This window comes from Pseudovibrio sp. Ad5, assembly GCF_001623095.1.
Taxonomy (GTDB): domain Bacteria; phylum Pseudomonadota; class Alphaproteobacteria; order Rhizobiales; family Stappiaceae; genus Pseudovibrio.
Genome location: NZ_LMCH01000015.1, coordinates 292,766 through 316,302, shown reverse-complemented (window position 1 = coordinate 316,302; position 23,537 = coordinate 292,766). Strand labels below are relative to the sequence as shown.

20 protein-coding genes are annotated in these 23,537 nt (G+C 49.8%); 8 read left to right on the top strand and 12 right to left on the bottom strand.

The window, feature by feature from the left end:
* Positions 1-6: 6 nt before the first annotated feature.
* Positions 7-453 (bottom strand): Lrp/AsnC family transcriptional regulator, encoded by a 447-nt coding sequence (locus PsAD5_RS10045; protein WP_057465180.1) that lies wholly within the window; start codon positions 451-453, stop codon positions 7-9.
* A gap of 148 nt (positions 454-601) precedes the next feature.
* On the opposite strand from PsAD5_RS10045, the gene PsAD5_RS10040 reads away from it, so the two are divergent.
* Together PsAD5_RS10040 and ctlX are read left to right on the top strand one after the other, a co-directional pair.
* Positions 602-1,672, top strand: a complete 1,071-nt coding sequence (locus PsAD5_RS10040) for an ornithine cyclodeaminase (protein ID WP_057465181.1) — start codon at positions 602-604, stop codon at positions 1,670-1,672.
* Positions 1,669-2,592 carry a citrulline utilization hydrolase CtlX gene (gene ctlX, locus PsAD5_RS10035; protein ID WP_063292007.1) on the top strand — a complete coding sequence of 308 codons (924 nt, stop codon included), beginning with the start codon at positions 1,669-1,671 and terminating at the stop codon, positions 2,590-2,592. Before PsAD5_RS10040 ends, ctlX begins: the two co-directional genes overlap by 4 nt.
* 76 nt (positions 2,593-2,668) lie before the next feature.
* Here the strand turns inward: ctlX and alr are convergent, their stop codons facing one another.
* The 4 genes from alr to dctP form a co-directional block, all read right to left on the bottom strand.
* Complete coding sequence (gene alr, locus PsAD5_RS10030) at positions 2,669-3,811, bottom strand: alanine racemase (RefSeq protein WP_208988565.1); 1,143 nt, start codon at positions 3,809-3,811, stop codon at positions 2,669-2,671.
* 88 nt (positions 3,812-3,899) lie between these two features.
* Positions 3,900-5,189: a TRAP transporter large permease gene (locus PsAD5_RS10025; protein ID WP_063292005.1), complete on the bottom strand. Its 1,290-nt coding sequence runs from the start codon at positions 5,187-5,189 to the stop codon at positions 3,900-3,902.
* Positions 5,186-5,800, bottom strand: a complete 615-nt coding sequence (locus tag PsAD5_RS10020) for a TRAP transporter small permease (RefSeq protein ID WP_063292004.1) — start codon at positions 5,798-5,800, stop codon at positions 5,186-5,188. The genes PsAD5_RS10025 and PsAD5_RS10020 overlap by 4 nt, the downstream gene beginning before the upstream one ends.
* Before the next feature lie 80 nt (positions 5,801-5,880).
* Positions 5,881-6,873, bottom strand: coding sequence for a TRAP transporter substrate-binding protein DctP (dctP, locus tag PsAD5_RS10015; RefSeq protein WP_063288602.1), 993 nt, complete (start codon positions 6,871-6,873; stop codon positions 5,881-5,883).
* A 166-nt stretch (positions 6,874-7,039) separates the two neighbouring features.
* Between dctP and PsAD5_RS10010 the strand changes: the two genes are divergently transcribed.
* Positions 7,040-7,999 carry a LysR family transcriptional regulator gene (locus PsAD5_RS10010; protein ID WP_057465186.1) on the top strand — a complete coding sequence of 320 codons (960 nt, stop codon included), beginning with the start codon at positions 7,040-7,042 and terminating at the stop codon, positions 7,997-7,999.
* Between the two features lie 72 nt (positions 8,000-8,071).
* Here PsAD5_RS10010 and PsAD5_RS10005 read toward each other — a convergent pair whose 3' ends face one another.
* The 6 genes from PsAD5_RS10005 to PsAD5_RS09980 all read right to left on the bottom strand — a co-directional run bounded on the left by PsAD5_RS10005 (position 8,072) and on the right by PsAD5_RS09980 (position 14,907).
* Entirely contained in the window at positions 8,072-9,241 is a 1,170-nt protein-coding gene (locus PsAD5_RS10005; RefSeq protein WP_244271754.1) for an amidohydrolase, read from the bottom strand.
* Between the two features lie 456 nt (positions 9,242-9,697).
* The gene (locus PsAD5_RS10000) at positions 9,698-10,702 is read right to left on the bottom strand and encodes an EpsG family protein (protein ID WP_208987880.1); all 1,005 of its coding nucleotides are present in this window, start codon (positions 10,700-10,702) and stop codon (positions 9,698-9,700) included.
* 50 nt (positions 10,703-10,752) lie between these two features.
* Positions 10,753-11,652 carry an ATP-grasp fold amidoligase family protein gene (locus PsAD5_RS09995; protein ID WP_063288600.1) on the bottom strand — a complete coding sequence of 300 codons (900 nt, stop codon included), beginning with the start codon at positions 11,650-11,652 and terminating at the stop codon, positions 10,753-10,755.
* A gap of 6 nt (positions 11,653-11,658) precedes the next feature.
* Positions 11,659-12,957 (bottom strand): oligosaccharide flippase family protein, encoded by a 1,299-nt coding sequence (locus PsAD5_RS09990; RefSeq protein WP_063288599.1) that lies wholly within the window; start codon positions 12,955-12,957, stop codon positions 11,659-11,661.
* 81 nt (positions 12,958-13,038) lie between these two features.
* Positions 13,039-13,632: a polysaccharide biosynthesis/export family protein gene (locus tag PsAD5_RS09985; protein ID WP_208987881.1), complete on the bottom strand. Its 594-nt coding sequence runs from the start codon at positions 13,630-13,632 to the stop codon at positions 13,039-13,041.
* A 165-nt stretch (positions 13,633-13,797) separates the two neighbouring features.
* Positions 13,798-14,907, bottom strand: coding sequence for a glycosyltransferase family 4 protein (locus PsAD5_RS09980; protein WP_084405931.1), 1,110 nt, complete (start codon positions 14,905-14,907; stop codon positions 13,798-13,800).
* Between the two features lie 945 nt (positions 14,908-15,852).
* On the opposite strand from PsAD5_RS09980, the gene PsAD5_RS09975 reads away from it, so the two are divergent.
* From PsAD5_RS09975 to PsAD5_RS09960, 4 genes are all read left to right on the top strand, one after another.
* Complete coding sequence (locus PsAD5_RS09975) at positions 15,853-16,464, top strand: sugar transferase (RefSeq protein ID WP_063288597.1); 612 nt, start codon at positions 15,853-15,855, stop codon at positions 16,462-16,464.
* 243 nt (positions 16,465-16,707) lie between these two features.
* Positions 16,708-17,958 (top strand): outer membrane beta-barrel protein, encoded by a 1,251-nt coding sequence (locus tag PsAD5_RS09970; RefSeq protein ID WP_063292003.1) that lies wholly within the window; start codon positions 16,708-16,710, stop codon positions 17,956-17,958.
* 5 nt (positions 17,959-17,963) lie between these two features.
* Positions 17,964-20,177, top strand: a complete 2,214-nt coding sequence (locus PsAD5_RS09965; RefSeq protein WP_063292002.1) for a GumC family protein — start codon at positions 17,964-17,966, stop codon at positions 20,175-20,177.
* 245 nt (positions 20,178-20,422) lie between these two features.
* A complete protein-coding gene (locus tag PsAD5_RS09960) occupies positions 20,423-21,115 on the top strand; it encodes a hypothetical protein (protein ID WP_208988564.1) in 693 nt (230 codons plus the stop codon).
* Between the two features lie 103 nt (positions 21,116-21,218).
* On the opposite strand, the gene PsAD5_RS09955 is transcribed toward PsAD5_RS09960, so the two are convergent.
* Entirely contained in the window at positions 21,219-22,499 is a 1,281-nt protein-coding gene (locus PsAD5_RS09955; RefSeq protein ID WP_063292000.1) for a 2-hydroxychromene-2-carboxylate isomerase, read from the bottom strand.
* Positions 22,500-22,721: 222 nt separating this feature from the next.
* Here PsAD5_RS09955 and PsAD5_RS09950 point away from each other — a divergent pair, with 222 nt between their 5' ends.
* Positions 22,722-23,534, top strand: a complete 813-nt coding sequence (locus PsAD5_RS09950) for an IclR family transcriptional regulator (protein ID WP_063291999.1) — start codon at positions 22,722-22,724, stop codon at positions 23,532-23,534.
* Positions 23,535-23,537: the final 3 nt, after the last annotated feature.

Sequence of the window (23,537 nt, the reverse complement as noted above, 5' to 3'; positions counted from 1 at the left end):
TAGCAGTCAAACACTGGACAGCAGGATGCTTGTTTCGCTGTTCATGACGCCTTCGATAAGGCGGACTTCACGCAGGACGCGGTCGAATTCTGAGAGGTTTTCGACGCGGATGTCTGTGACCAGATCCCATTTACCGCTGGTGGTGTGAAGGACTTGCAGTTCAGGCAGACCGCGCAGTTTGCGGATGACCTGGGTGGTGTTGCGTCCCATCACTTCGATCATCATGACAGCTCTGATCTCGCCGCTGTCATAATCTTCACGCACTCGTGCCGTAAAACCAAGCAGAGCCCCTGTTTCCAGCAGTCGGTCCATGCGTGTTTGTACTGTTGCGCGCGAAACGCCCATAATCTGTGAAAGTTTGGAGACTGGAGCACGGCCATCCAAACGCAGAAGGCTGATTAATTGCCGGTCGAGTTCATCATAAATATGTTTCGCCGTATGGTTTTGCTTCATAAGTGCTCTCAACCCATAAGTTTAGCAATAATATAAAATTAACCTAGCAATCTGTCAAAAACTATCTCTCATACTTAGCAAGATTGATATGTTTTTTGCAATTTGCACAGTTGATACTAGGGAAACTGTAATTACTTGAGGAAAGCTCATGTCAGCCCCTGCCCCGTCAGAACTCGCGTTCGTTCCATTTGTCAGTGTCGACAATATGATGAAGCTGGTCCATCACATTGGCATTGAAAAAATGCTCTCGGGCATCGCCGACTACGTCGAAGAAGATTTTCGTCGTTGGGAGCTGTTTGACAAGACACCCCGGGTGGCTTCCCACTCCAAAGAAGGTGTTATCGAGCTGATGCCGACCTCGGATGGCGAGACATATGGCTTCAAATACGTCAACGGGCATCCAAAGAACACTAAGGAAGGCCTGCAGACTGTTACTGCGTTTGGTCTTCTGGCAGATGTGTATACCGGTTACCCTGTCCTTGTGACTGAAATGACCGTGCTGACAGCGCTTCGCACAGCAGCGACCTCAGCAGTGGTGGCAAAATACCTTGCTCCTAAAGATGCTCATACCATGGCGATGATCGGCAACGGTGCACAGTCAGAGTTTCAGGCTTTGGCGATGAAGGAAATCTGCGGGATCAAAACCCTGCGGCTTTACGATGTTGATCCCAAAGCGACCGAAAAACTCATGCGCAATCTGGAAGGTCGCGGTTTGACCTTGCAGTCCTGCAAAAGCGCAGAAGAAGCGGCTCTTGGCGCACAGATCATCACCACCTGCACCGCCGACAAGCAGAATGCCACCGTGCTTTCCGACAATATGGTTGGAACTGGCGTACATATCAACGCAATTGGTGGCGACTGTCCAGGCAAAACTGAGCTTGCCAGTGGCATCCTGACCCGCTCTGATGTTTTCGTGGAGTATCCACCTCAGACGCGCATCGAAGGCGAAATTCAGCAGATGCCTGAAGATTTCCCTGTTACTGAGATCTGGAAAGTGATCACGGGTCAGGCAGAGGGCCGCAAAGACGAGCGTCAGATCACGCTGTTTGACGGTGTAGGCTTTGCAACTGAAGACTTCTCCGCCCTTCGCTACGTTCGTGACCAACTTAAGGGCACTGGCTTGTACCATGACCTAGATATGCTGGCCGATCCTGATGATCCGCGTGACCTGTTCGGTATGGTGATGCGAGCAGAACCGGAAAGCGGAGACGCTGCATGAACCGTACATCCGTTCAAGCGCCCGGCGCCGTCGTCATGGTTCGCCCGCACCACTTTTCAGTGAATGCGGAGACTGCTGCTGACAACGCTTTTCAGGCTGAGATCACAACAGATTCAGAGCACGCCAAGCAGGCTTATGATGAGCATACTGCAATGGTGGAGCAGCTTGAATCTCACGGTGTGCGCGTTCATGTGTTTGAGGGAGATACCCCGGGACTTCCAGATTGTGTTTTCCCGAACAACTGGTTCTCCACCCATGCTGGCGGACACGTTGCGATTTTTCCGATGAAGGCAGAAAATCGCCGTTTGGAGCGTCGTCACGACATCCTTGAAATGCTGAAGTCCGATTACCGTGTTCAGGATGTCATCGACTATTCCGGCCTTGAGCAGGATGGGCTTTATCTTGAGGGAACTGGCGCAATGGTGCTCGATCATATTGATCGTGTTGCCTATGCGGTGGAGAGCGACAGAACCAACCCAATCGCGCTGGAACGCTTTTGCACGCACTTCAACTTTGAACCGATGGTGTTTGCAGCTGAAGACGATAAGGGCACGTCGATCTATCATACCAACGTGCTGATGTGTGTTGGAACCAACTTTGCGCTGATCGGTACAGACATGATCACAGATACGGCACGGCGCTCAGAAGTTGTGGCACGCCTTGAAGCTACTGGTCGGGATGTGATTGAGCTGAGCAATGCTCAAATCTCAGGCTTTGCAGGAAATGCAATTGAGCTGATGGGCAAGGATGGCCCCCTGCTCGCACTTTCGCAAACTGCCTATGATATTCTGACAGAAGAGCAACGCGACAGGATCTCAGCGACCGCGACATTGGTGCCGCTTGCTATCCCAACGCTTGAGCTGGCTGGCGGTTCTGTGCGCTGCACAATTGCAGGTCTTCATCTGTCCCCACGCAACTAATTCTCGCAAAACGAGATACGCCCACCAGAGACCCTCCGGCGGGCGTATTTATATCCGTTGTAGAGATTATCTGAAGTCAGATGATCAACGTTTCTTTCTTCGAGACATCCTGAGTGTGTTTTACGACGCGCGGATTGCGTTGACCCCAATCTGTATAAAGATCAGCCATGATGGTGCCTGAGGATGCCTCTGCCATTTGAGTTGTGATTTCAGCAGATTGCTGGCTGCCAAACACAACCACTTCCTCTCCCAATGCAACGCCCGTGAGATCTGACACATCCACGACAATGGTGTTCATGGAAATTTTCCCCAGAACTGGCTGTTTTCTGCCCTGAACAAGCACACTGCTTAGTCCTGCAAAGCGTCGCAGATATCCGTTGGCGTATCCCAATGATACTGTCGCAAGCCGCTTGTCTTCATTCAGCACCGTCGCACGGTCATAACCAATCGTGCTGCCAGCGGGGAATTCTCCAAGGCTTATTATTCTCGCCTTTAATGTCATGGTGGTCTTAAAGCCAAGCTCTGGCTTTACAATGCCGTACATCACCGCACCACAGCGCATCATGCCTGTGTAAGGGTTGCATGAGGAGACGAGTGTCAGCGTGCTACCGGCATGCACCAGCAAGTTCTCACGCCGCAGAGACGTATTGGTGACAACCCAATCCACATCCTTATGATAGCGCGCGATGCTTGCCTCAAGTTCCTCAGGTAAATTAGAGGGAAAATGAGTACTCACGCCTATGATGTGCGGTCCCAGCAAATCTACGATACGTTGGCATACCTCTTTGCCTTTTAGGGAGGAAAGCTCCAAGCCATCACGCGACATTCCCCCTGCATTTAACGAGAGATGATAGTTTGCAGGGGTGCTGCCATTCCTGCGGACACTGGCAAGTTCCAATGCGCCCTCAAGACTGCCCACTTGCTCCTGAACCTGAAAAGGCAAAGCAGCTTCAGCCTCATCGCGCGTTGTTGCCCGCAACCGGAGCAAATTTCCTTTGTAACCGGTGTCGCGAACAGCCTGCGCCTCTGCGTTTGACGTGATGCCGACGTAACGTACGTTGTTGCGCTGAATGATTGGCATGACGTTCGCGATACCGTGTCCATAGGCGTCTGCTTTGACAACTGCACAGAACTTGGTTTTGTCGGGCAAAAGCCCGAGCGCAATCTTTAAATTCGCTTCAATTTGGGTGCACGAAATCTCGCACCAAGATGAATACATTGGTGTTGCCATCTTCATATATGCCGATGTGAAAGTAACAGTAGAGAGCTGCCTCAGCTCATTAGAGTGAGCTGAGGCTAAACTCTGATCAGCCGAACACCAGTTCTGGCAACCAAAGCGCAACCTGCGGAATAAAGGTCGTGATTACCAGCGTTGGCAACCATGCGAATGCAATCATTATCAGCGTCGGCTTCATCATCTTGTTGACCGGAGCGTCCGTCACACGAGCCCCAAGATAAAGCAATGGTGCTGTTGGAGGCGTGATGTTTGCCATGCCCAGATTGACACCAAGCACCGCTGCAAAGTGAACCGGTTCCATGCCAACACTTTGCACGATTGGCAGCAAGAGCGGAGCAGACAACAGCAAGCCGGAGATATCATCCATCAGCATGCCAATGAGGATCATAACCAGATTGACCATCAGCAAGATGATGATCGGGTTATCAGAAACTGAGTAAATCAGATCCTTTGCCATTGCCGGAATGTTCTCAAACACCAGAAACTGGCTGACAATGAGCACCATAAGCACCATCATCATGACAACACCGATGGTTGTGCCGGCATAGCGCAGCGTTGGGAAAAAGTTCTCTCTATCAAGACCGCGATAGATAAAGAAGCCGATCGGAATTGCGTAGATTACAGCGACACCAGCAGCTTCTGTTGGTGTCATAACACCACCATAGATGCCACCAAGAATGATCACAGGCATCAAGAGCGCAGGCATGGCTTTGAAGCTTCTGGTGCGCAGCTCAAACGTGAACTTGCCGCCCACACGTTCGGTCTTCAGGTCCTTTACATTCCGTAGCATCACGAAGTTCACGATGCAGAGGAATCCGATGAGGATGACCCCTGGAATAACGGTTGCCAGGAAGCACTTGAGTACGGATTGCTGTGTGGTCCAGGCATAGAGAATTTGTGAGGAGCTTGGCGGAATAAGCAGGCCCAATGGACTAGCGCTCACGATTAGCGCCGCTGCCATGCCTTCTGGATAGTTGGCTTTGCGCAGATGCGGCATCATAATGGAGCCGATGCAGGTCAGTGTTGCTGCAGCAGAACCAGAGATGGCTCCAAAGATACCACTTGCAACAACCGCAGCGGCACTCAGCCCACCACGGACGTTGCCCACCATTAATTCGGCAAGAGACACCAAGGGCGCCGCGATGCGGCCTCGCTCCATGATTGCCCCTGCCAGGATGAACAATGGGATTGCAAGCAGGACCAGTGAGCTCACCTTCCAGTGCCCTGTTGGCATAAAGCCGCTGACGTCGTGCCCGCCAAAGAGCGCGATGAATAGCAGAACAGCGCCAAAGGACATCGGGACGCTGACGCCAATCACCAGCATGAGACAGATAAGAATAAGGCTTCCCAGAATAATCATAGTGCTGGCTCTTTTGTTTTTGTTGTCTCTGGCATGACCGGTGGAAGCGACACATCATCTTGCTGTTGCACATTTGGTTGTGCCGCAGATTTGGCTGGGCCGGTTTTGACGAGCACGATCAGATGCAGCAGGCTGTAGAAGGCCATGGTTGCGAAGCCGACCAGCATGGCAAGGCGTGGGACAAAGAACGGAATTCGAAGGGCAATTGTTGCCCGCCACCGGGGATAGCTGTCGATCTCATCAATGATCATGAGTGCGGACCAGTAAACCAGTGCCATCGCTATGATGAACTCAATCGAGCCGATAACGACGGCCCGTACATGTGCTTTGCGTGGATCCTTGATCACATAGGTCAGCAAGTCTGCATTCACATGAGAGCCATCGTAGGTTCCCATTGCAGCGCCTGCGAAATACATCCAGAAACAGATAATCAGCAGCCATTCTTCATAGGCAAACAGGTCTGAGCCAAATCCATAGCGAAAGATCACCACGAGGAAGAACGTGCCAGCCATGATGATGCAGCCGATGGCAAGCAACCAGGATTTGATCGTTACCAGACGGTCGACAAATCGAGACCAGCCTGGTGAGAGGTGTTGTGAGAGTTCAGACATGAATGCTCATAGTTCTGGCTTAACTTCAGGAAAAGGAACGGGCAGCATAAGACCACCCGTTCGCATAGGTATCTTTGTGCTTATTTATCTGCCATCAGAGCATCGATGGTGTCTTTGCCAACGATTTCAGATATTTGTGGCCATACGTCCGCACGCACTTTCTCAGCGATAGCAGCACGGTCCTCATCAGATATTGTCACAACCTGATAACCGCTTTCCTGAAGCTTTGTGACGTATTGTGCCTCGTTGTTTCGGCCCCAGGCGGCATAATCACGTGCGGCTTTGTCAAAAGCTGACTGAACAGCTGACTGCTGCTCTTGGGAGAGTTTGTCCCACGTGCGGCTGGAGGCGTAGTAGGTGGTGTTTTCGACTACAGCGTTGTAGGGGATGAAAGCCTTGCCAACATCAGAGGTTGCAAATGCGCTGTAAGCCAGCTGCGCTGTACAGCAGATCGCTCCATCAACCGTACCCGCCTGAATGGCAGGAAAGACTTCGCCCCAGTTCATTGTGGTGGCTTTAAACCCAATTGATTCAACTGTCGCTTTGATGACCTGAGAGCTCCAGACACGAATGTTCATGCCTTTGTCGCCTGTGTTGCCTGCATTATCAGGCACATCATTTGCTACAACACCGATAAACCCTTCTGGTGCGTTGGCCAGAAGCTTAAGACCCAAGCCGTCAAGACGCTCAGCAAAGATTTTATTGAAGGCAGAGCCCTTGTTCAGATAGACTTTTTCGGCTTCATCCCAGCTGCTCACAAGGTATGGCAGAGAGTTGATTTCCAGAACCGGATCACTGTGCGCATACACCACAGAATGCACCAGATCTACGTTTCCACGTGCAGCAGCTTCAAACAGTTCTTCGCCCGCACCGAGCTGGCCTGCCGGGAACACGGTTACTTTCAAATCAACATTGGCAGCTTCAATATCAGTCTTGATTTGCTCCAGCAGTGTGTTGCCGTAGTGCTCAACTGGCACAACACCGGCAAGCTTCAAGGTGGTTGCAGCAGAAACGCCGCTTGTCAGGCCGATTGTCAGCGCAGTTGCAACTGCTAATTTTGTGAAATTGGTCAAGTGTCTCTCCTCCGGAAAATCGTTTTTTGCGTATGCCGAGTGCTGGTTGTGTGCGCTACCCCTTTTTGCTGCAACTAACAACCTACGCATAAATTCATAGGACCAAGAGTAGACGCATTAGGCAAGTTCATATATTTAATGTAGATATAAATTTGAGTAATGTCATATGAATCGAACCTCTCTTGAACGCTTCTGTCGAAACCTCGATTGGAACTTGCTTTATACCTTTCTCATCATTGTTGAAGAGAAAGGGGTTACCAAAGCAGCAAAGCGACTTTTGCTGACACAACCAGCCATTACCAATGCCTTGAAACGGTTGGAAAATCAGTTTGATTGCATGCTGATAGACCGTAATGCAGGTGAGTTCTCACTGACCAAAGCCGGGCAGCTTCTCTATGAGGAATGTCTTGAGATTTACAGCGGTGTGTCGCGCATTGCAGCAGTCCTGAAGGACGTGCGCGAGGACGTGACCGGACACGTTTCCATCGCAACTGCAACCCATGCGGAGTCGCCTGTGATTGATGCAGCTTTTGTCCGTTTTCACAGGACGCACCCAAAGGCGACGCTCTCAATCAAGGTTGCAACAAGTGGTGATGTGGTGACACAGGTGAAGCGTAAAACGGCGTCTTGCGGAATAGGCCTAACCACGGCTCGTCAACCTGGCCTGACCTATGAGGTTATCTACCGTGAGAGATTTGCGCTTTATTGTGGTCGCCTCAGCCCGCTGTTTGGGCGTGATGATATTCGCAAGGAAGAGCTCGCCCACGAGCCCTATGTGACTTTTCCCACTGATGAACCCGGCGGAGAAATGAGTGAGTTTGCCATGGCGCGCAACAAGCTGGGCATTGAGCATTCCCCTGTTGGCCGGTCCTATCATTTGGAAGAGTTGCGCCGATTGATCGAGATTGGCGTCGGTGTCGGGCCATTTCCGGTCCATGTGGCCCGGCCTTACGTCGAAGCGAAGCGCTTATGGCGCATTACCGACTTTGCAGACCTGCCGGTCTACGACATTGCACTCATTACGAACTCGAAGACCCGACACAATGCAGCGGAGGCAGCGTTTATTGAAATCTTGCGGGATGAAATCAAAAAAGTGCCTCTGGAAGACAGAAGTTACCTGAACTAGGCCTGACCACTGAGGGGGCAAACGAATGTCCCATCTCTGGCAGAGATGGGACTACAAGCTCGTCGGTGAGCTTTAATCAGCAAGACCCAAAAGCTGATCAATGATCGTAACGAACAGGTCTGCTCCGATCGGGATCAGCTCATCCGGGAAGTCATAGTCAGGATTGTGGAGCTGAGGCTGCGCTTCTCCAGAGCCCAAAAAGAACATGGCAGACTTTGCGCCATCCAATCCAAATCGGCCAAAATCTTCTGACCACCGCATCGGATAATCCAGTTCCTTCAATGGGGTGCCGATCCGCTTCGCTGCCTGAATAATCTGGTCACGGCTTTCTGGGTGATTGACACAAGCAAGGAAAATATCATGCCATGTGATGGCAACATCCAGATCAGGAGTTGCCTGCGTTACAGCTTCTTGTGCCCGGTCAATCATATCTTCCATCAATGCATCACTGATGGACCGCAATGTGACACGCAGCTCTCCAAACCCGGGTGCAATCCCAAACGTTGGCTCCCCTAAACGGGCATGTGTTAGTGTGCTGAGTGTGAATTGATCATTCATTTCCCCGCCGACACCCAGCTTCGCGAGCTGCTCCATCAACACAGAGATTGCCGAGGCCGGAGAGAAACCATCTTCCGGTGCAGCTGCATGAGAACTCTTTCCGCGCAGGTTGATCTGCATTCCGCGAGATGCGCAATTGGCATACTCCCGGCAGATGCTGACTTCTCCCATGGGGCGTCCCGGTAAGTTATGCAGTGAGAAGGCGAAATCGGGTCGGAACTCTGCGAAGTTCGGATCTTCAATCACAGCCGCCGCCCCTGCTCCAGTCTCTTCAGCTGGCTGGAACATCAACACGACACGCCCTTGCTTCGGGCGTCGTGCGGACAGCAAATGTGCTACGCCAAGAACCATCGTCATGTGCCCGTCATGCCCACACAGGTGGCCACGGTCCGGGATTTGTGAGCGATAAGGAACCTCAGAGATCTCCTCAATCGGCAACCCATCCAGCTCACACCGGATCATCACAGTTGGCCCATCTGCAGCGCCACGATACTCAGCAATCACCCCAAAACCGCCAAGCCCGGAAACAATATGATCAGCCCCAATCCGCTCGAGTTGCCCGACAATAAAGCGACCAGTTTGCTCTTCTTCACCAGAAGCTTCCGGCGCTTTATGCAGTGTTTGCCGAACATCTGTCAGATGACCAATTTGTTCAGCAGTCAATTTGAACTGGATCGTGTCCAAAATATAAGTCTCCACACTTGTAGTCAGATGCGCGCACAAAACCAGACTAAGCATCCCGGCCCGCTCAGATCAATCGGCAGGCCGCTTTTTCCAACGCAATCAAAAACTTGAAGGATTAGCCAACCAGGTTGGAAGGCATCTGTAACAGTTTGCGATGTGAACGCGAACGCGGGTCCAAGTTCTTACAGGCCCTTTGCCCTCTTCTCTCGCCAAAATCGCAAGCGCGTAAGCTCATGGCAAATACAAATGAATTATATCGGTATTCGGTGCTGTTATGGCGTGCTTATTGAAGGCCTATTTTTTGTCAGACCAACCATCTCGGATAGATCTGTGTCGCTCTTCACAAGGCTGTTTTAAACTTCGGGATGCCATTGTGATACGGTCAGTTTCCATTTATCTGTCAGTCGCTTGACGACAAAAGATAAGTACCAACCGTATTTATGTAGTTAGGCACACTCAGAATTGAGCCATTTTATAAGGCACCCAAAAATCTGCCAGTTCACTTGTGTAGAGCCAATAGAACTGCGTCAGAAACAGATAGGCGCAAATAAGAGCTGCTGCAGTGAAACGCAAAGCGTATCCGCGTATTTGAGAGATGATTATTGGGTAGAACAGAATTTGGACTGGGAGGAAGTATTTTCCGATCCTATCAACGATTACAGCTGAGGGAAGCATCGGCAATAGTAGAAGTGAAAATACGGCAATCCATGCCATCAAGTTCATAACCTTGTCGAACTTTTGGGGAAGTTTCACGTTTTTTCTGATAAGTAGGAAACCAGCCGCAGGCAAAGCGTTAAATAGTAACCTTATCAGCGCGCCTCGAGATCCGGCAGACGTTTCAACATAACGCAAAACGTAGACACCGATACGATCTGCCAACAAGAACTCCACTAGGAGCGCACAGATGGCCAATATCGCTGGATATAGCAAGATTCGATTTTTTTGCGCGAGTACGAGCCAAAATATCAGGCACATAATCGCGGTTCGATGAAATAATGCTCCCATCAAAATGCAGACTACGAATGTCCACACACGATCTCGCGCCAGAAATGCAAGTCCAATCAATATGAATCCGAGCGCAGTGGTTTGACGCACGTGATCCATTGCCATGATCGTCACGATGTGCGGCATCGCAACTGCAACTGCTACCCAAGGATAAGGCGTTAGAGCAGCGAACATTACTAGTCCAACAACCAGAACTACTGCGCAAAAGAAAAAGACACCAGTGATGCCCAACCCCATCTGATGGGAGAGCCAATTCAAAAAACCGTAACCGGCATCTGTAAAGGCCATTGCTTGCATAAAAGGTAGTTCAGTTATCAATTTGAAGATGTAGTTGTACTGTATCCAGTCTTTTCCAACCTCAAAACGAAAACCTATAAAAACGCTCAAGGCAATCGCAAAGGACGCCAGCAAAGCCCAGCTTACGACAGATGTGCGTCTGTCAAAAACGGACAACATACTACCTGAATACACAACCCCACTTATGATGACGTATGGCCACATAGGTCTTATGCCTTTCGCTTTTGCATTCCGGCTGTCTGGTCAGCAGTAAAGCTGACTTTCCTGATTTGCCTTCCCAACTGAGCATCTCCTTCTGCTGGAGAAAAACGCTCAGCGCCATTTCCAGGGAAGAACGTCATCTCACCGAGTTTGAGACCTGCTGGCATGAAATAGAAATCGACGCGGACAAATCCGAAGCCTTTTGACAGCTGACGTGCTGCCTCAAGGGCATGATCAAGTAAGGCTGGCTTGCGCATTGGGATCGGATTGCGCTCATAGCACATTGAGTAAGGGAGAAGCTGCCAACTCGTATCATACAGTTGGCGCGTGTGATGGGTGTACCGGCCATGATCGACCTGAACAGCAAAAGGCTCCCCATCTGCACAAAAGAACTTGAAGTCCTTAGGTGGGTTGCCTGTTTCATCACGTAGTAAAGGCTCTACGATAATCCGTTTGCTAAGTCCTTTGTAGTTAGGTTCACGGCTGCGCTTGTAATAATCCTCTGAGAACCAACTACGGAAAATCTCCAAGTCTTCCATAGAGAAGGCTCGACCGTTCTGGGCAGTCCTGATTAAAGCTTCACCACTGCCATGGGTGGACTTGGCAATAAGCTCACCTTCGAAATGAAACGCTTCAATATCCCAAGTATTTTTAAATACGCCGAGCGTTGGTACAATCAAATGCTCCATACCAATCTCAGCGAGCCATTTTTTGACTTCGGCCTTGTCGGTCACCCGACTTGCGAGTGCAAGATCCCCCCGAAAATCCCATTTTTGTGCAAGGATATGCTCGTTAAAACTGCGTGGTTTCCGCGGGTTCGGGAAATATCCCAAGCGTTTCCGTGCGTTTAAGACAGAAAGTGCGTTATCCCAGAAATGTCCGGTTGGAAGGAAGTTTTGTAGCTTCATGAGCTGTCACTCCTGGTCACGAGGTGAGAGTGTTAGATAAGAAAGTCGCCACACTCCGCAAGCTAACCAGCGAAGGCCCAGTGACCATGAAAGAATGGCTGCAGAGGATGCAATCGCTGCACCGTTGATGCCCAGGTACGGGATCAACGTCACGTTTGCAGCAACGGAGAAAACACCCGATGCAAAGAAGATCCATGCTGTGCGCTTCTGGTGTCCTTGCATATAAAGCGCTTGCATAGTTGCTCCGTTTGCGGCCACAGCCAGATTAGCAGCGCAAAGGATGAGCATCACCGGATAGGCTGCCAGATATTCTGGCCCTGCTAACAAGGTGATAATTTCGTCTCCCCAGACTGCGAGTGCCACGAGAGCAAACAGGCCAAAGGCGATTGAGAAGAGAACACTTTTGCGAAGGTATCCTGAGATTTTCGAGGGAGCTGCCGATCTGTCTGCTGTCGCAAGATAGGGCGCGTAAAGATGACCAATGGCTTGCACGCCGAATGTGACAAGCACTGATGCCTGAGCGGCGATGCGGTAGATTCCAGCTTCTTTTTCTCCGGCAAGCACACCCAGAAGTATCGTGTCGATCTGCCGATTGAAGATCAGAAGTCCAGTCACAATTGCAAAGGGAGCGACGAGGTGTAGCCATTCACGGCCACCCATACGGTCTTCTTTTGGGACCGGTAGCAGGTTGCCAAGATATGGGCGGGAAAGTACCAGGCTCACTACTGTGATCGCGATTGCGGCTGCGATGTAGACTGCAACAGCAAACCTCCAGCCTTGTGCCTGCATTTGCTCTGTCAATAAAAATGCAGTTGCCAGGACGAGCAGTGGCACAAGTACGGTTCCGACAAGGATTGCTGCATTAGGCCGGAAGCAGCCGCGCAGAACCCCCTCCATCAAGCCTGTGAGGCACAGGAACGGCAGAGCTAGAGAGAAGAGTGCTACACTTACAACAAAGGCATTGATGTTTTCACTTAGTGCAACAGCTGTCCAAAGGCACACCATTGGCACGCCTGCATAAAGAAGCGACAAGCGCAGTCCTGTTGCCAGGAGAGGTCCTGCCTGCTCTGCTCCGCTGCGTTCTCGGGCAATGGCCACGTGCTTGGTGATCAACGTGGATGCACCGTTTTTAATCGGGATTGCCAGCAACATTATTGTTGCGAGCCCGAACGCAAAGACACCAAAAGCTGAAGGTCCAAGTATTCGTGCCAGATAAATTGTCATGGCAGCACCTGCCAAGGCCTCAGTGCCTTTGAGGGCCAGCACCTTGATGCCAGCCTGATGTCTGAGCAGGCGAGCGATCATAGCAGTGGTTCCTTTTCAGAACACCTGAACCGTCTTGGCTTAGGAGCCAGTCGCATGGTTTTCATTTTGGTTTGCACGGGCTTAGAAATATCTCTCTGGAATACGGATGCTATCACCAGGGCGCAGATATAGACGTGCACCTGTCAGGTTCACCGGCACTTCATAATTGCTGCCAACAGGCCGAATGAAGATGTTTGATGTATTCGCGCGATAAGAATATCCACCAGCAACAGCAATGGCGTCCTGAAGGGTCAGTCCGTTCTTATAGGAGTACTCTCCTGGCCGTGCGACTTCTCCCTGAATGAAGAACGGGCGTGAGCTTATAACTTCCAGGCTCACGCGCGGTTCTTTCAAATAGCCGTCTTTGAGTGCAGTGATGATGCGGGATTCCAGCTCTTTTACGCTGCTGTTGCCAGCTGGAATATCACCGATGAGAGGTAGATCGAGTTTCCCCTGATCATCGACAACAAACTCACCTGAAAGATCAGGCTCTCCAAACACCATGACACGCAGTTTGTCACTTGGACCAAGCCGATACACCTCAGGCTGTGAAAAGACACGGCCAGATGCCATCTGGCTTTGCGTGTTGTGTTCTGCGAACTCGCCCGAAGCGCAGCCCTGCAGAAGGCCAAGGATAATGAGACCTGTTAAGCCATTGAGCAGTTTTTGCTTCACACCAATTCCCTTTTCTTCTGTCTCAACTCTCTTTCATCCTGCGGCTGGCGTGGTTGCGAACCAATGCCGGATAAGAAAGAGTAAACCGATGATTTTACGTACCAAAGTTGATCTGGTATGGACTTTAAAGGCCTTCTGAAACGCTTACAGTACTGAGGTTTTGACCTAGGCCGTTGCCTGCAAAATAGAGGTGTAGTGGTCAACTACTATTCTCTCATCAAAGGTCTGTTCAGCCTTTTTGCGTGAGGCTTGACCCATCTCATTTATTTCGGTCTCACTCATCATAAGAAACTGCCGCATTGCAGTTTCAATTGATTGCGTGCTTCTTGGCTCACAGAGGAAGCCATTCTGGCCTTCGTCAACCACGTCCTTGCATCCGGGAATGGTCGTTGTGATGATGGGACGGCCCATAGCAGCGGCTTCAAGCAGCGATCTTGGTGTGCCTTCCCGGTAGTAGGAAGGAAGCACAACACAATCCGCGTCAGCGACAACCGGACGAACATCTTTTACTGAGCCCAGGTATTCAACGACCCCATCGGCTGTCAGTCTTTTCATATCGTCTTCACTTAATGCACCGGCCTTTCCGGAGCCTGACGGACCCAATAAGACGAAGCGGGCATCCGGAAAGTTGGGAGACAGAGAACGAGCTGCCTCGACAAACTCCATAACCCCCTTCTCGCGCAACATCCGCGCGACGAGTGTAAAAGTTCGGCGATGACTGGTGCCCGGAAGAGCCGTTGAATGGAAATTTGTAAGATCAACGCCTGACCCAGGCAAAAGGCAGGCTTGATCTTTTGAAATCAGGCCTGTTTTGATAAAGAAGGCAAGATCCTCAGGGTTTTGAAGGAAAACCCGTGGGCATCTGCGAAATGCAGATCGATAGAGCCCTTTGATCAGACGGGCGAACAGATCATCACGGTCAAAGACACTGCCCATTCCTGTAATGTTCGGGATAAACGGAATACCGAGCAAGCGCGCAGACAGAGCTCCGTAAATGTTGGGCTTAATTGTAAAGCCCAGTGCAGCATCGGGTCGATACTGTCGTGTAATGCCGAAAATCCGCAGGAGCAGCTTTAGTTCAGCGACAACAGAGGTTCCAGTGGCATCCATGGGGAGTTCTATGTATGTCACACCCATTTTCTTAAAATCTGGCGTGTAGTCATCGCGAGGGGCCGCTGCAATCAGCTCATGCCCTTCTCGCAGTAACTGCTCAATCAAAGTACGCCGGAAGTTGATTAGTTTAAAGCTGCTGTTGGCAACAAGAAGTATTCTCATTTGTCTTGTTCAATCAAGTAAACTAGGTATAACAACAAACCCACCTGCACTTACTGCTGCCCCCTCAGAGTGATTGAGCAACCCAAATACAAGTTGATTTCTGATCCATGCTGGCCTGCACTGCAGAGCCTGAGCACGATTGCTGTAAGTTTAAATTTTTACTGAACATTCCCAGTGAACACTTGACACCCAAAGCAACCTAGGACGTAAATATTTTACAAGAAGCGATTAAGTCAATTCAATAAAATGATTTTGTGAAGTATTGTGAGGATTACGCAAATTGAAATCTAACTTAATAAATTACCATTACCATTTCATTCTAATTATACTAAATTATCTACTATAACACAGCGTTTTTCTCTTAACATATCTCACGAATATTCTGAAAAACTGAGAGGATAGATTGAATTTTTCAAAACCAGTAGTCGTGCATGGGCAATCTAATTCCCATATTATTGAAGCGCAAAAACGTATGTTTTCCGCCAAAAAATACGTAGGATACAACTGGGCGGCATTTTATGGGAATTTTATGAAACATACTTCAATGCCGTTAAAGTATATATTAGTTAAAATTCTCGAATAATCGCAGATTAAAATAGCTAAACTATTATATGTATATTTATAAATTAAGTTATGTGACAATCTATATTTATCATATTGACTTTATTACTTGGAATCAAATACCTACCCCAATTGAAATCAGAATAGCATTGGTAAGAATTCTACGAAAACTCCAACTAATGCGATGCGTAGATCTGGTTTTCTGTTGCGTCATTCAGCAGGTGGTTGAGCTTTGCAGGGGATATAAGCAAAGCAAGACTGACATGCTGTATCGCAAACAGTTCGTGAGGTAGCTCTTCTGAGGGTGTTGGGGGCTTGCTCAAATTGAGACCATGACGGGATGAAGTATTTCTTTCCGTGAGCGACAGTAGTTAGAAGTGCACCATGATTAGAATATTCGATGTAGTCTTTAGTTTTGCTATCTTGCTGATTGTATCACCCATCATGATCTTAGTAGCTATCTTGGTACGCACCAGACTGGGCAGCCCAATCATTTTCAAGCAAGATCGTGCCGGACTAAATGGCGAAGTCTTCCAAATTTACAAGTTCCGGAGCATGACCGAGGAACGTGATGCATCTGGCAAACTTCTTCCGGACGATCAGCGACTAACTTTATTCGGTCGTATCTTGCGTGCAACAAGCATTGATGAGCTTCCAGGTTTCCTGAATGTTTTGAAGGGCGAAATGTCTGTTGTTGGGCCTCGTCCTCAACATGCTGGCTTTTTGAAGCACTATTCGAAGCGTCAAATGATGCGTCATTTTGTGAAACCAGGCATTACTGGCTGGGCACAGATCAACGGACGCAACAGCATCGATTGGGATTCCAGATTCGAGCTGGATGTCTGGTACGTCGAGAACAAGAGTTTTTGGCTCGATATGAAAATCATCTTTATGACCATGATCATCGTTCTGCGTAGAGAAGGCATTAGCGCTGCCGGGCACGCAACCATGCCAGAATTTCAGGGCAGCCAACTTTCAGTGTCGCAGAAGGACTGAACTTTGCGAGTGAAAAGAGTGGGTTATGTTCCGCTCTTTTCCTCGGTGGTGAGGTCAAAATCGTTCAAGCAACGCCCAGAACATGCAGGCGCACAGAACGTCACTTTCATCTCATTAGACACGACATAAACGCATCGAGCTAGCACGAGCCTCTCTCGTCAGTCTGGGCCCGTCACAGAACAAAAAAATGAGTTCCAATCAAATGTATAGCGTAAAGATATATCTGCTTTCCTTGGTGCTTACATGAATGGCGTGAAGTTCACTCTTGCAGCCTGCATGGCCGTCTCAGCTGTTGATGCTGCGACGGCTTCAGATCTTTCCAGCGCTCTCTTGCAAAACGGGGGCGGATATAGCCTGCGCTCTCACCCGGGATACAATGCTCAAGGTATTCGGCATGCAAACTGGGTTTTCATGCCATCCCTGTCCTCCGGGCTCTCTTTCGACAGCAATCTTTATAAAACGAGAGATCATCAAGAAAGCAGCATGGTGGGCGTCTTTGCTCCAGCGCTTGCGATCAACTCAGAGATGTCACGTCATCGCATTCACTTCGGCTTGTCTGGGCAACGTAAGCAGGTATTTTCCAATTCAGATGCCTCCACGTTGTCAGGACGCGCTTCAGCTGGAGCACAACTTGAGGTCCTTAAAGATTTTGCGTTGGACCTCGGCACAAGCATTGAATCTAGACAGTATGGTTTGGGTGATGCAGATGGCTCTTCAGACGCGAAACACGGCGTAAGGCGTGATGCTTACTCCGCCTCCGCCCGGGTTTCAAAGGTCTTCAATCGCCTGAGGTTCATTGGTGGCGGCTCTGTAAATCATTACAACTACCATGACGTTGAGGCCAAAGATGACGGCACCATTGATCAAGACGCACGCGATGGCATACGATATAATCTGCTAGGCAAAATCAATTATGCCTTTTCGCCGGGGTTCAGCGCTTTTGTTAGCACGGAATTTGATGCTCGCGACTGGAAGGCGACCGGTGCAGAAAATCGGGACTCAAATGGCTTTGAGTTTCTGACGGGACTGGAGCTGGATAAGCGCGGCAACCTGCACGGCGCTGCTGGTATCGGGTATCTCAGACAGGATTATGAGCTGGGCAGCCGCGGAGACATTTCAACTTATTCTTTCAATGTTGATGTTCAATGGATGCCCTCTCCGCTCCTGGTCGTAAACTTCGACGGGCGCCAAGCGGTGGAAGAGAGCTCACTTGACGGATATGTCAGCAAACTCACCTCAACCGCTAAAGTTTCAATGAATTACGAACTCCGACGGAACTTTGTCATTTCACCAATTTTCTCTTTCAAACGCGAGGACTTCGCAGGCACCAGCCGCCGCGACGATACACTGCGTGCGAGACTGGAAACAAAACATCTCATCAACCGCAACCTGAAGTTCGGTGCCTACTATGACTTTGAGAGGCTCAAGTCTACTGAAGCTGCAAGCAGCTACAGCCGGCATCTGATAGGGATCAACGCAAGAGTAGAGTATTGAGATCCATGCAAAATTCCCTAGCATCGAATGCCACACCAGAAGACACAATCAATCTTCGACTGGTTTTTCAGTATTTGCGCAACTATTGGTCGCTGATCCTCGGTGTCACAGGCATTGTCACCATCCTTGGCGTCACTCTTGCGTTTTTTGCTGCGCCTAAATACACGGCCGTGACTTCTGTTTATATCGAGACGCGCGCAGAAAATGTCGTTGATGTGAAAGCAATTCTCAGCGGGTTTGGCTCTGATAACAAACTTTTACAAAGTCAGATTGAAATCATCGGATCAAATGGGGTTGCAAAGCGCGTTATCAATGATCACGATCTGGAAAACTCACCAGAGTTTCGGCAAGTTCCTTCTTATCTGGCAAAATTGTTTGCAAAAATTACTGGGGAACCTCCTGCAACAACCAGTCTTGAGCAGCGGGTTCTCGACGGACTTCATGTTACTTTGAACCGTAATACAACTGTTGTTGACCTCTCCTATCAGGCAGGTACTCCAGAGATGGCAGCTCAGTTGGCAGATGGGTTTGCTGAAGCATATCTGGCTGACAAGCTTGCCACCAAATTTGATTCAATTCGCCAGGCAAGCGAGTGGTTGAGCATCCGGTTGGCCGAACTTGGCGTTAAGGTCCGCAGCTCTGAGCAAGCTGTTGAACAGTTCCGGAATGAGTTCAATCTGCAACTCGCAGGTAGCGGAACTATCAACGAAAAACAAATTGCGACGCTTAACCAGCAACTCGTGTTTGCGCGCACTAAAACAGCAGAATCTCAGGCAAGAGTAGATCAGATTGAGAAAGTGCTTGTTCGCGGTGGCTCTACGTCTTCTTTTGCCGACGCAGCCCAATCAGCTGTGATTACCCAGCTGCGCGCTAAAGCTTCTGAAGTGGAACGTAAGGAAGCAGCTCTTACAGTAAAATACAGCCACAAACACCCGGCTGTGGTGAGTGTTCGCTCGCAGTTGACTGATCTTCGGGCCCAAATCGAGAAAGAACTACAGCGCATTGTGGACACAGCACAAAATGAGCTGGCCGTCGCACAACGACGTGAGGCTTCCATCGCAGGCAGCCTTGAAGAACTGCGTGATGTCACCAACACAGAAAACCATGCTCAGGTGTATTTGCGTGAGTTGGTACGAGAGGCGGCAGCAAACAGAACTCTCTATGAATCCTTCCTTGCTCGTTTGAAAGAAACTCAAGAATTTGAGAAAATGAACTCTGTCAGCAGCCGTATATTGAGTCCTGCAGAGATTCCAAACAACGCAAGCTTTCCTAACAAGAAGTTGTTCCTTCTTGTCTCTGCAGTTCTGGGTTTGATCATAGGCACCGCACTTGCTCTTCTCATTGAGCAGTTCGACAACACGCTGAAATCAAAAGAGGATGTTGAAAAGCGGATTGGCCTCCCCCTCTTCTCTCAGGTGCCTTTGATTGATGGCTGTGCACCTACCTCGAAACTGAAATCATTCCTTGGATTTTTTGCGAGTAAACATGCAAGTTCCGCACGAGGTGTTAAAAACAACGATGCATTAAATAATGTGATCACCCAGTTTGCATCGGCAAACCCACTGAGCCATTACGCGGAATCCATTCGCGAATTGCGATCACGGGTCAAATTCTCGCGTCTGGACAACCCGATCAAGACACTGCTGATTACCTCGGCAATTCCAGGAGAAGGTAAATCCACCATTTCACGCAATCTGGCTCACTACACTGCGAAGGCTGGAGAGCGGGTGCTGTTTATTGATGCCGATATGCGTCGTCAGATCTCGGCAGATGCGTCGGGAGATCTGAATGAAAAGAGCCTTGCAGATGTCCTGACAGGAAAAGTGACCTTTGCTGAGGCTACCAAACATGAAGAAGGCTCAAACCTTTATTATTTGCCTGCTCCAAGTCACAGAGAACTCTGGGAGACAGCCGAACTGCTCTCTTCCAAAGCAATGAAAACACTGCTGGATGGTGCAAGTAAGTCTTTTGATCTGGTTATCATCGATAGTCCGCCAACATTGCCACTGATTGATAGCCGTGTGCTCTCTCATGTCGTCGACGCAACCGTGCTGGTTGCCTCATGGAACCATACGGACGGCGGTTTAGTTGAGCAGGCAAAAGACCTCCTGGATCAAACTCCAGGAAAGACACTCGGGGTCATTTTGAACAATTTCGATGTGAGCAAAGCCAAACTCAACAAACACCAGGCGTCTTATGGATATGGCTATTATAAGTAATCGATTAGCCAGGATAGCCAAGTAAGTTCCACCCTCCATGGTCTAGCAGGACTGATCATGGAGGGTACTCTCAACTCTCCAGAAACACTGCGATATCGCTTCAAGCCCGCCCATTTTCCTGTGCCACGATTTATCAGTGCGTTACTATGCAATCTCTTGCTACTCTGACCTGCTACACATTGCATCCCGGTTTATTTGTGATGTAGGAAGCTGAATGCTCGGCTCTTATGATCAGGGGATGCACCTTGTCTGAACAAATCGAAAATGCGGCCAGAAAACTGGCTGATCTCTTTGACACTTCCAGTCCTCTGTTTCCAACGGTCAGTGGGTCACCTAAAGCTTTTGCGAATGGCTTAGAGGATGCGCAAAAACGTATGGAAGAGCGTTTTACTGCGTTATGCGAACTGGCTGCATTGCTGGATCGCGAGACTGAAAAGAGTGAAGTGGCGCAGGGAGCCGCGATTGATCTGTTCCAGTGCTCCGGCTTTTTCTATCTGGCATTGATGCAATACTCCGAAAACTTGCCAAATTCGCTGCTGATGGCGGGCTATGACATTTCGGTTGGCCGCATGCCTCCGGTTGTCTCAAAGGCACTCAAGCACGTTTCCTTTACGATGAAGAGTGCTATTGCGGAGGACATCACCTTCATGTGCCCTCACCTTTCTAACCTCACCGAGAAGGATGAGTTTGAAGGACGAGCACAAGTGATTTTGGATAAAGTACTGGCGCAAGCCATTGCCCGCACCGCTCATGCGGTCTCTTCACTGGAAGAAAACGAAAAACTCGACGGTTATGAGATCACTGAGGAAGACAATGCCCTGCGTGCGCGTTGTCAGACCTGTACCGAGTTGCTTGCTAAACTCGTCAAACATTCTGCTAACCCACGTGAGCATGCAGAACGCGTTAATGCGTTTCAGGCGTTCCTTGGTAACGCCTAAACGAGCCTGATTGATCAAGCCATGGGATCCTTCCGTATCCCGTGGCTGCCTTGGCATCTCTACCAGGTTTTGCTTCTCAAATGACACCTGATGAGAACGTCATCTAGTTTTCGACAGTTAGAGTGGCATCGCATATGGCGTCCTCTACCGCCCAAAGGCGGTCTTGCCCCCATATACCGGTGGCTCCAACTCGAAAGCTGGGCACGCCCCAAAGCCCGAGTTCTGTAAGTTCCTTGCGGTTTTGCTCTGTTCTTGCACGCCAATCTTCATTGTCGACGACCAGACGTGCCTGCTGCCAATCCAGACCGGCATCTGCGAGGATGCGTGACAAGCCTTTATCTGTGCTTGCATCAACACCTTTCGCCCATACACCGGTCATAAAGGCACTGCAAAACTCTCTAAGCCTGCCATTCTTCTCAGCAAACTCGAGCAGTGAGTAGCCTCGCTCGATTGCTGTTCCCAGTGGGTCGCAAATCCGGCCAAATGGAATAGCATGCATTTTGGCTTCACGCGCGGCATCAGCCAAAATGTACTTCCGCTTCATAGGCGGAACTGGCAAGCCACGCATGACCATGGGCAAAACGGGCCGAATGTTCAGCTTTACCCCCTGTCGATCAGCCAGAGTGCATGTGCGGTCAAACGCCAGGTACGAGTATGGACTCCGGAACGACAGGAAAAAATCGACCTCCAGATGCGTTGGCGATGTATGAGCTGGTCGGCTTTGCCTTGCCGCTGGCGCCAACTTAGGAGCGGAAGGCCCAAGTCCAAGTTCATGCAGGCGATCCTGGAGATAGTGTAGCCGGTCGATGCCCCAATACCATTCATCGCCATAATAAAAGGTCGCGCCGAGATAGTGCCCGTATTTTGCGAGGAGCGCATCACCGCAGGTTTTGGCTTGATCAACCTTGTCGCCCTCCACTGAAGATTGGAGTTTTTCTCCAGACCACAATTTAGTGCTTATTTCCAGCAGCCTACTAACACACGCATCGTTGGAGAGTTCCTCTGCCATTAACGATTCAGCTTGACTGATTTGGGCTTCATCTGGAGCTTCAAAAGGCCTGCCTGTCAGGCCGTAATGTTTGGCAAGGAAGGCCGCATCCACTCGAGCATATGCTTCCAACGCTGACCTTTCTGGTACGGCCCAATCAGGCGGGCCGGAGATCAGATGGATCTTCAGGGTGACTGCATAGTGCTGCTGAAAGTCGCCGAGCATTTGAAGTGTTAGGTGAGCGTATGGATCTGCGGCATGATGAAAATAGTGTACTTCATGCGCCTCACCTCGTCGGCTTCGTTGTTTTTCGTAGGAGGCCCGTTTTCGCTGCACTCTGGTTTCACTTGTAATGTATTCTGCAATTCTCGACTTTATTGCTGAGTGAAACGACATAGAGACGGCTCCTCCATCCAAGAGTGAGGGGCAACGTTAACCTGCTATTTCTTTTGCTGCAACGAGGCGTTTGATTGATGTCTGCAAACCTAGCGGACGTTCAATGACGCATATTCGTAATACGTAAGCTACAAAAAGGCGCCTTATCCCTGTCAAATTTCACGGGTTGTCGGATAAACTTTTCTCAGAATACGCTTCAAACGTCCATATTGTGAGAATCTCATGCAGGAACGTTTGATACAGCTGCTGGAATCTGTTGCTGGAGCCGCCAAGCCGGTCAGTGCGAACGATCTTGCGCAGATGACCAAACTTCCCAGAGCAACGATCTATCGGAATCTGTCGTCTCTGCTTAACTGCGGCTTTCTGGATGAGGTTGAGGACGGCAAACGATATGTTCTGGGTATCCGGTTTATCAAAATTGCCCTCACAGGAAAATCAGAGTCACATGTGATCAAAGCTGTCTCTGCTATGATCCACCGGCTGGTGATTGAACTTGGTGAGACGGCTTTTTTGGCACGGTATCGTGGTGGCCGTGTGGACCTTATCCATGTTGAGCCTCCCAATGATCCATCCATATCTTATATTTACCCCGGCCTCGGGACCCGGCCTGTTCATGCTTGCTCCTCCGCCAAAGCCATTGCTGCTTTCATATTGCCCGAACTGCGAGATGAACTGCTGCGAACCGAACGCGTGCAATTTACGCAAGCCACTCTCATTGACAGTTCTGATATCGCTTCTGAGCTGGAGAACGTGCGGCGCGATGGCTTTGCGCTTTGTGATGGCGAGATTGATGACGGTGTCACCAGCATTGCCGTGCCCATTATGGTTGACCGACTTGGAGCACTCTTCAGCATGGGTGTTGTCGGTCCCCAAAACCGCATAAAGCCGCGACTTCACACGCATATTTTGCCAGTTCTCAAAGAAGAAAACATACGCGCTGCAGCTGCCATTCAGCACTGCTCAATTGTTGATGCCGAGAGAGCAAATTTGGAGGCTCTTTCCGGCGAGTTGGAGGCAACTCGAAATACTCATTAATTA

Bases quoted from the DNA above. Each gene is read 5' to 3' on its own strand.
- PsAD5_RS09990 (WP_063288599.1), bottom strand. From the start codon at position 12,957: ATGATCGCTCGCCTGCTCAGACATCAGGCTGGCATCAAGGTGCTGGCC.
- PsAD5_RS09950 (WP_063291999.1), top strand. From the start codon at position 22,722: ATGCAGGAACGTTTGATACAGCTGCTGGAATCTGTTGCTGGAGCCGCC.
- PsAD5_RS10000 (WP_208987880.1), bottom strand. From the start codon at position 10,702: ATGTTGTCCGTTTTTGACAGACGCACATCTGTCGTAAGCTGGGCTTTG.
- PsAD5_RS09975 (WP_063288597.1), top strand. From the start codon at position 15,853: ATGATTAGAATATTCGATGTAGTCTTTAGTTTTGCTATCTTGCTGATT.
- PsAD5_RS10025 (WP_063292005.1), bottom strand. From the start codon at position 5,189: ATGATTATTCTGGGAAGCCTTATTCTTATCTGTCTCATGCTGGTGATT.
- PsAD5_RS10040 (WP_057465181.1), top strand. From the start codon at position 602: ATGTCAGCCCCTGCCCCGTCAGAACTCGCGTTCGTTCCATTTGTCAGT.
- alr (WP_208988565.1), bottom strand. From the start codon at position 3,811: ATGTATTCATCTTGGTGCGAGATTTCGTGCACCCAAATTGAAGCGAAT.
- PsAD5_RS10045 (WP_057465180.1), bottom strand. From the start codon at position 453: ATGAAGCAAAACCATACGGCGAAACATATTTATGATGAACTCGACCGG.
- ctlX (WP_063292007.1), top strand. From the start codon at position 1,669: ATGAACCGTACATCCGTTCAAGCGCCCGGCGCCGTCGTCATGGTTCGC.
- PsAD5_RS10020 (WP_063292004.1), bottom strand. From the start codon at position 5,800: ATGTCTGAACTCTCACAACACCTCTCACCAGGCTGGTCTCGATTTGTC.
- PsAD5_RS10010 (WP_057465186.1), top strand. From the start codon at position 7,040: ATGAATCGAACCTCTCTTGAACGCTTCTGTCGAAACCTCGATTGGAAC.
- PsAD5_RS09955 (WP_063292000.1), bottom strand. From the start codon at position 22,499: ATGTCGTTTCACTCAGCAATAAAGTCGAGAATTGCAGAATACATTACA.
- PsAD5_RS09980 (WP_084405931.1), bottom strand. From the start codon at position 14,907: ATGAGAATACTTCTTGTTGCCAACAGCAGCTTTAAACTAATCAACTTC.
- PsAD5_RS09970 (WP_063292003.1), top strand. From the start codon at position 16,708: ATGAATGGCGTGAAGTTCACTCTTGCAGCCTGCATGGCCGTCTCAGCT.
- PsAD5_RS09995 (WP_063288600.1), bottom strand. From the start codon at position 11,652: ATGAAGCTACAAAACTTCCTTCCAACCGGACATTTCTGGGATAACGCA.
- PsAD5_RS09965 (WP_063292002.1), top strand. From the start codon at position 17,964: ATGCAAAATTCCCTAGCATCGAATGCCACACCAGAAGACACAATCAAT.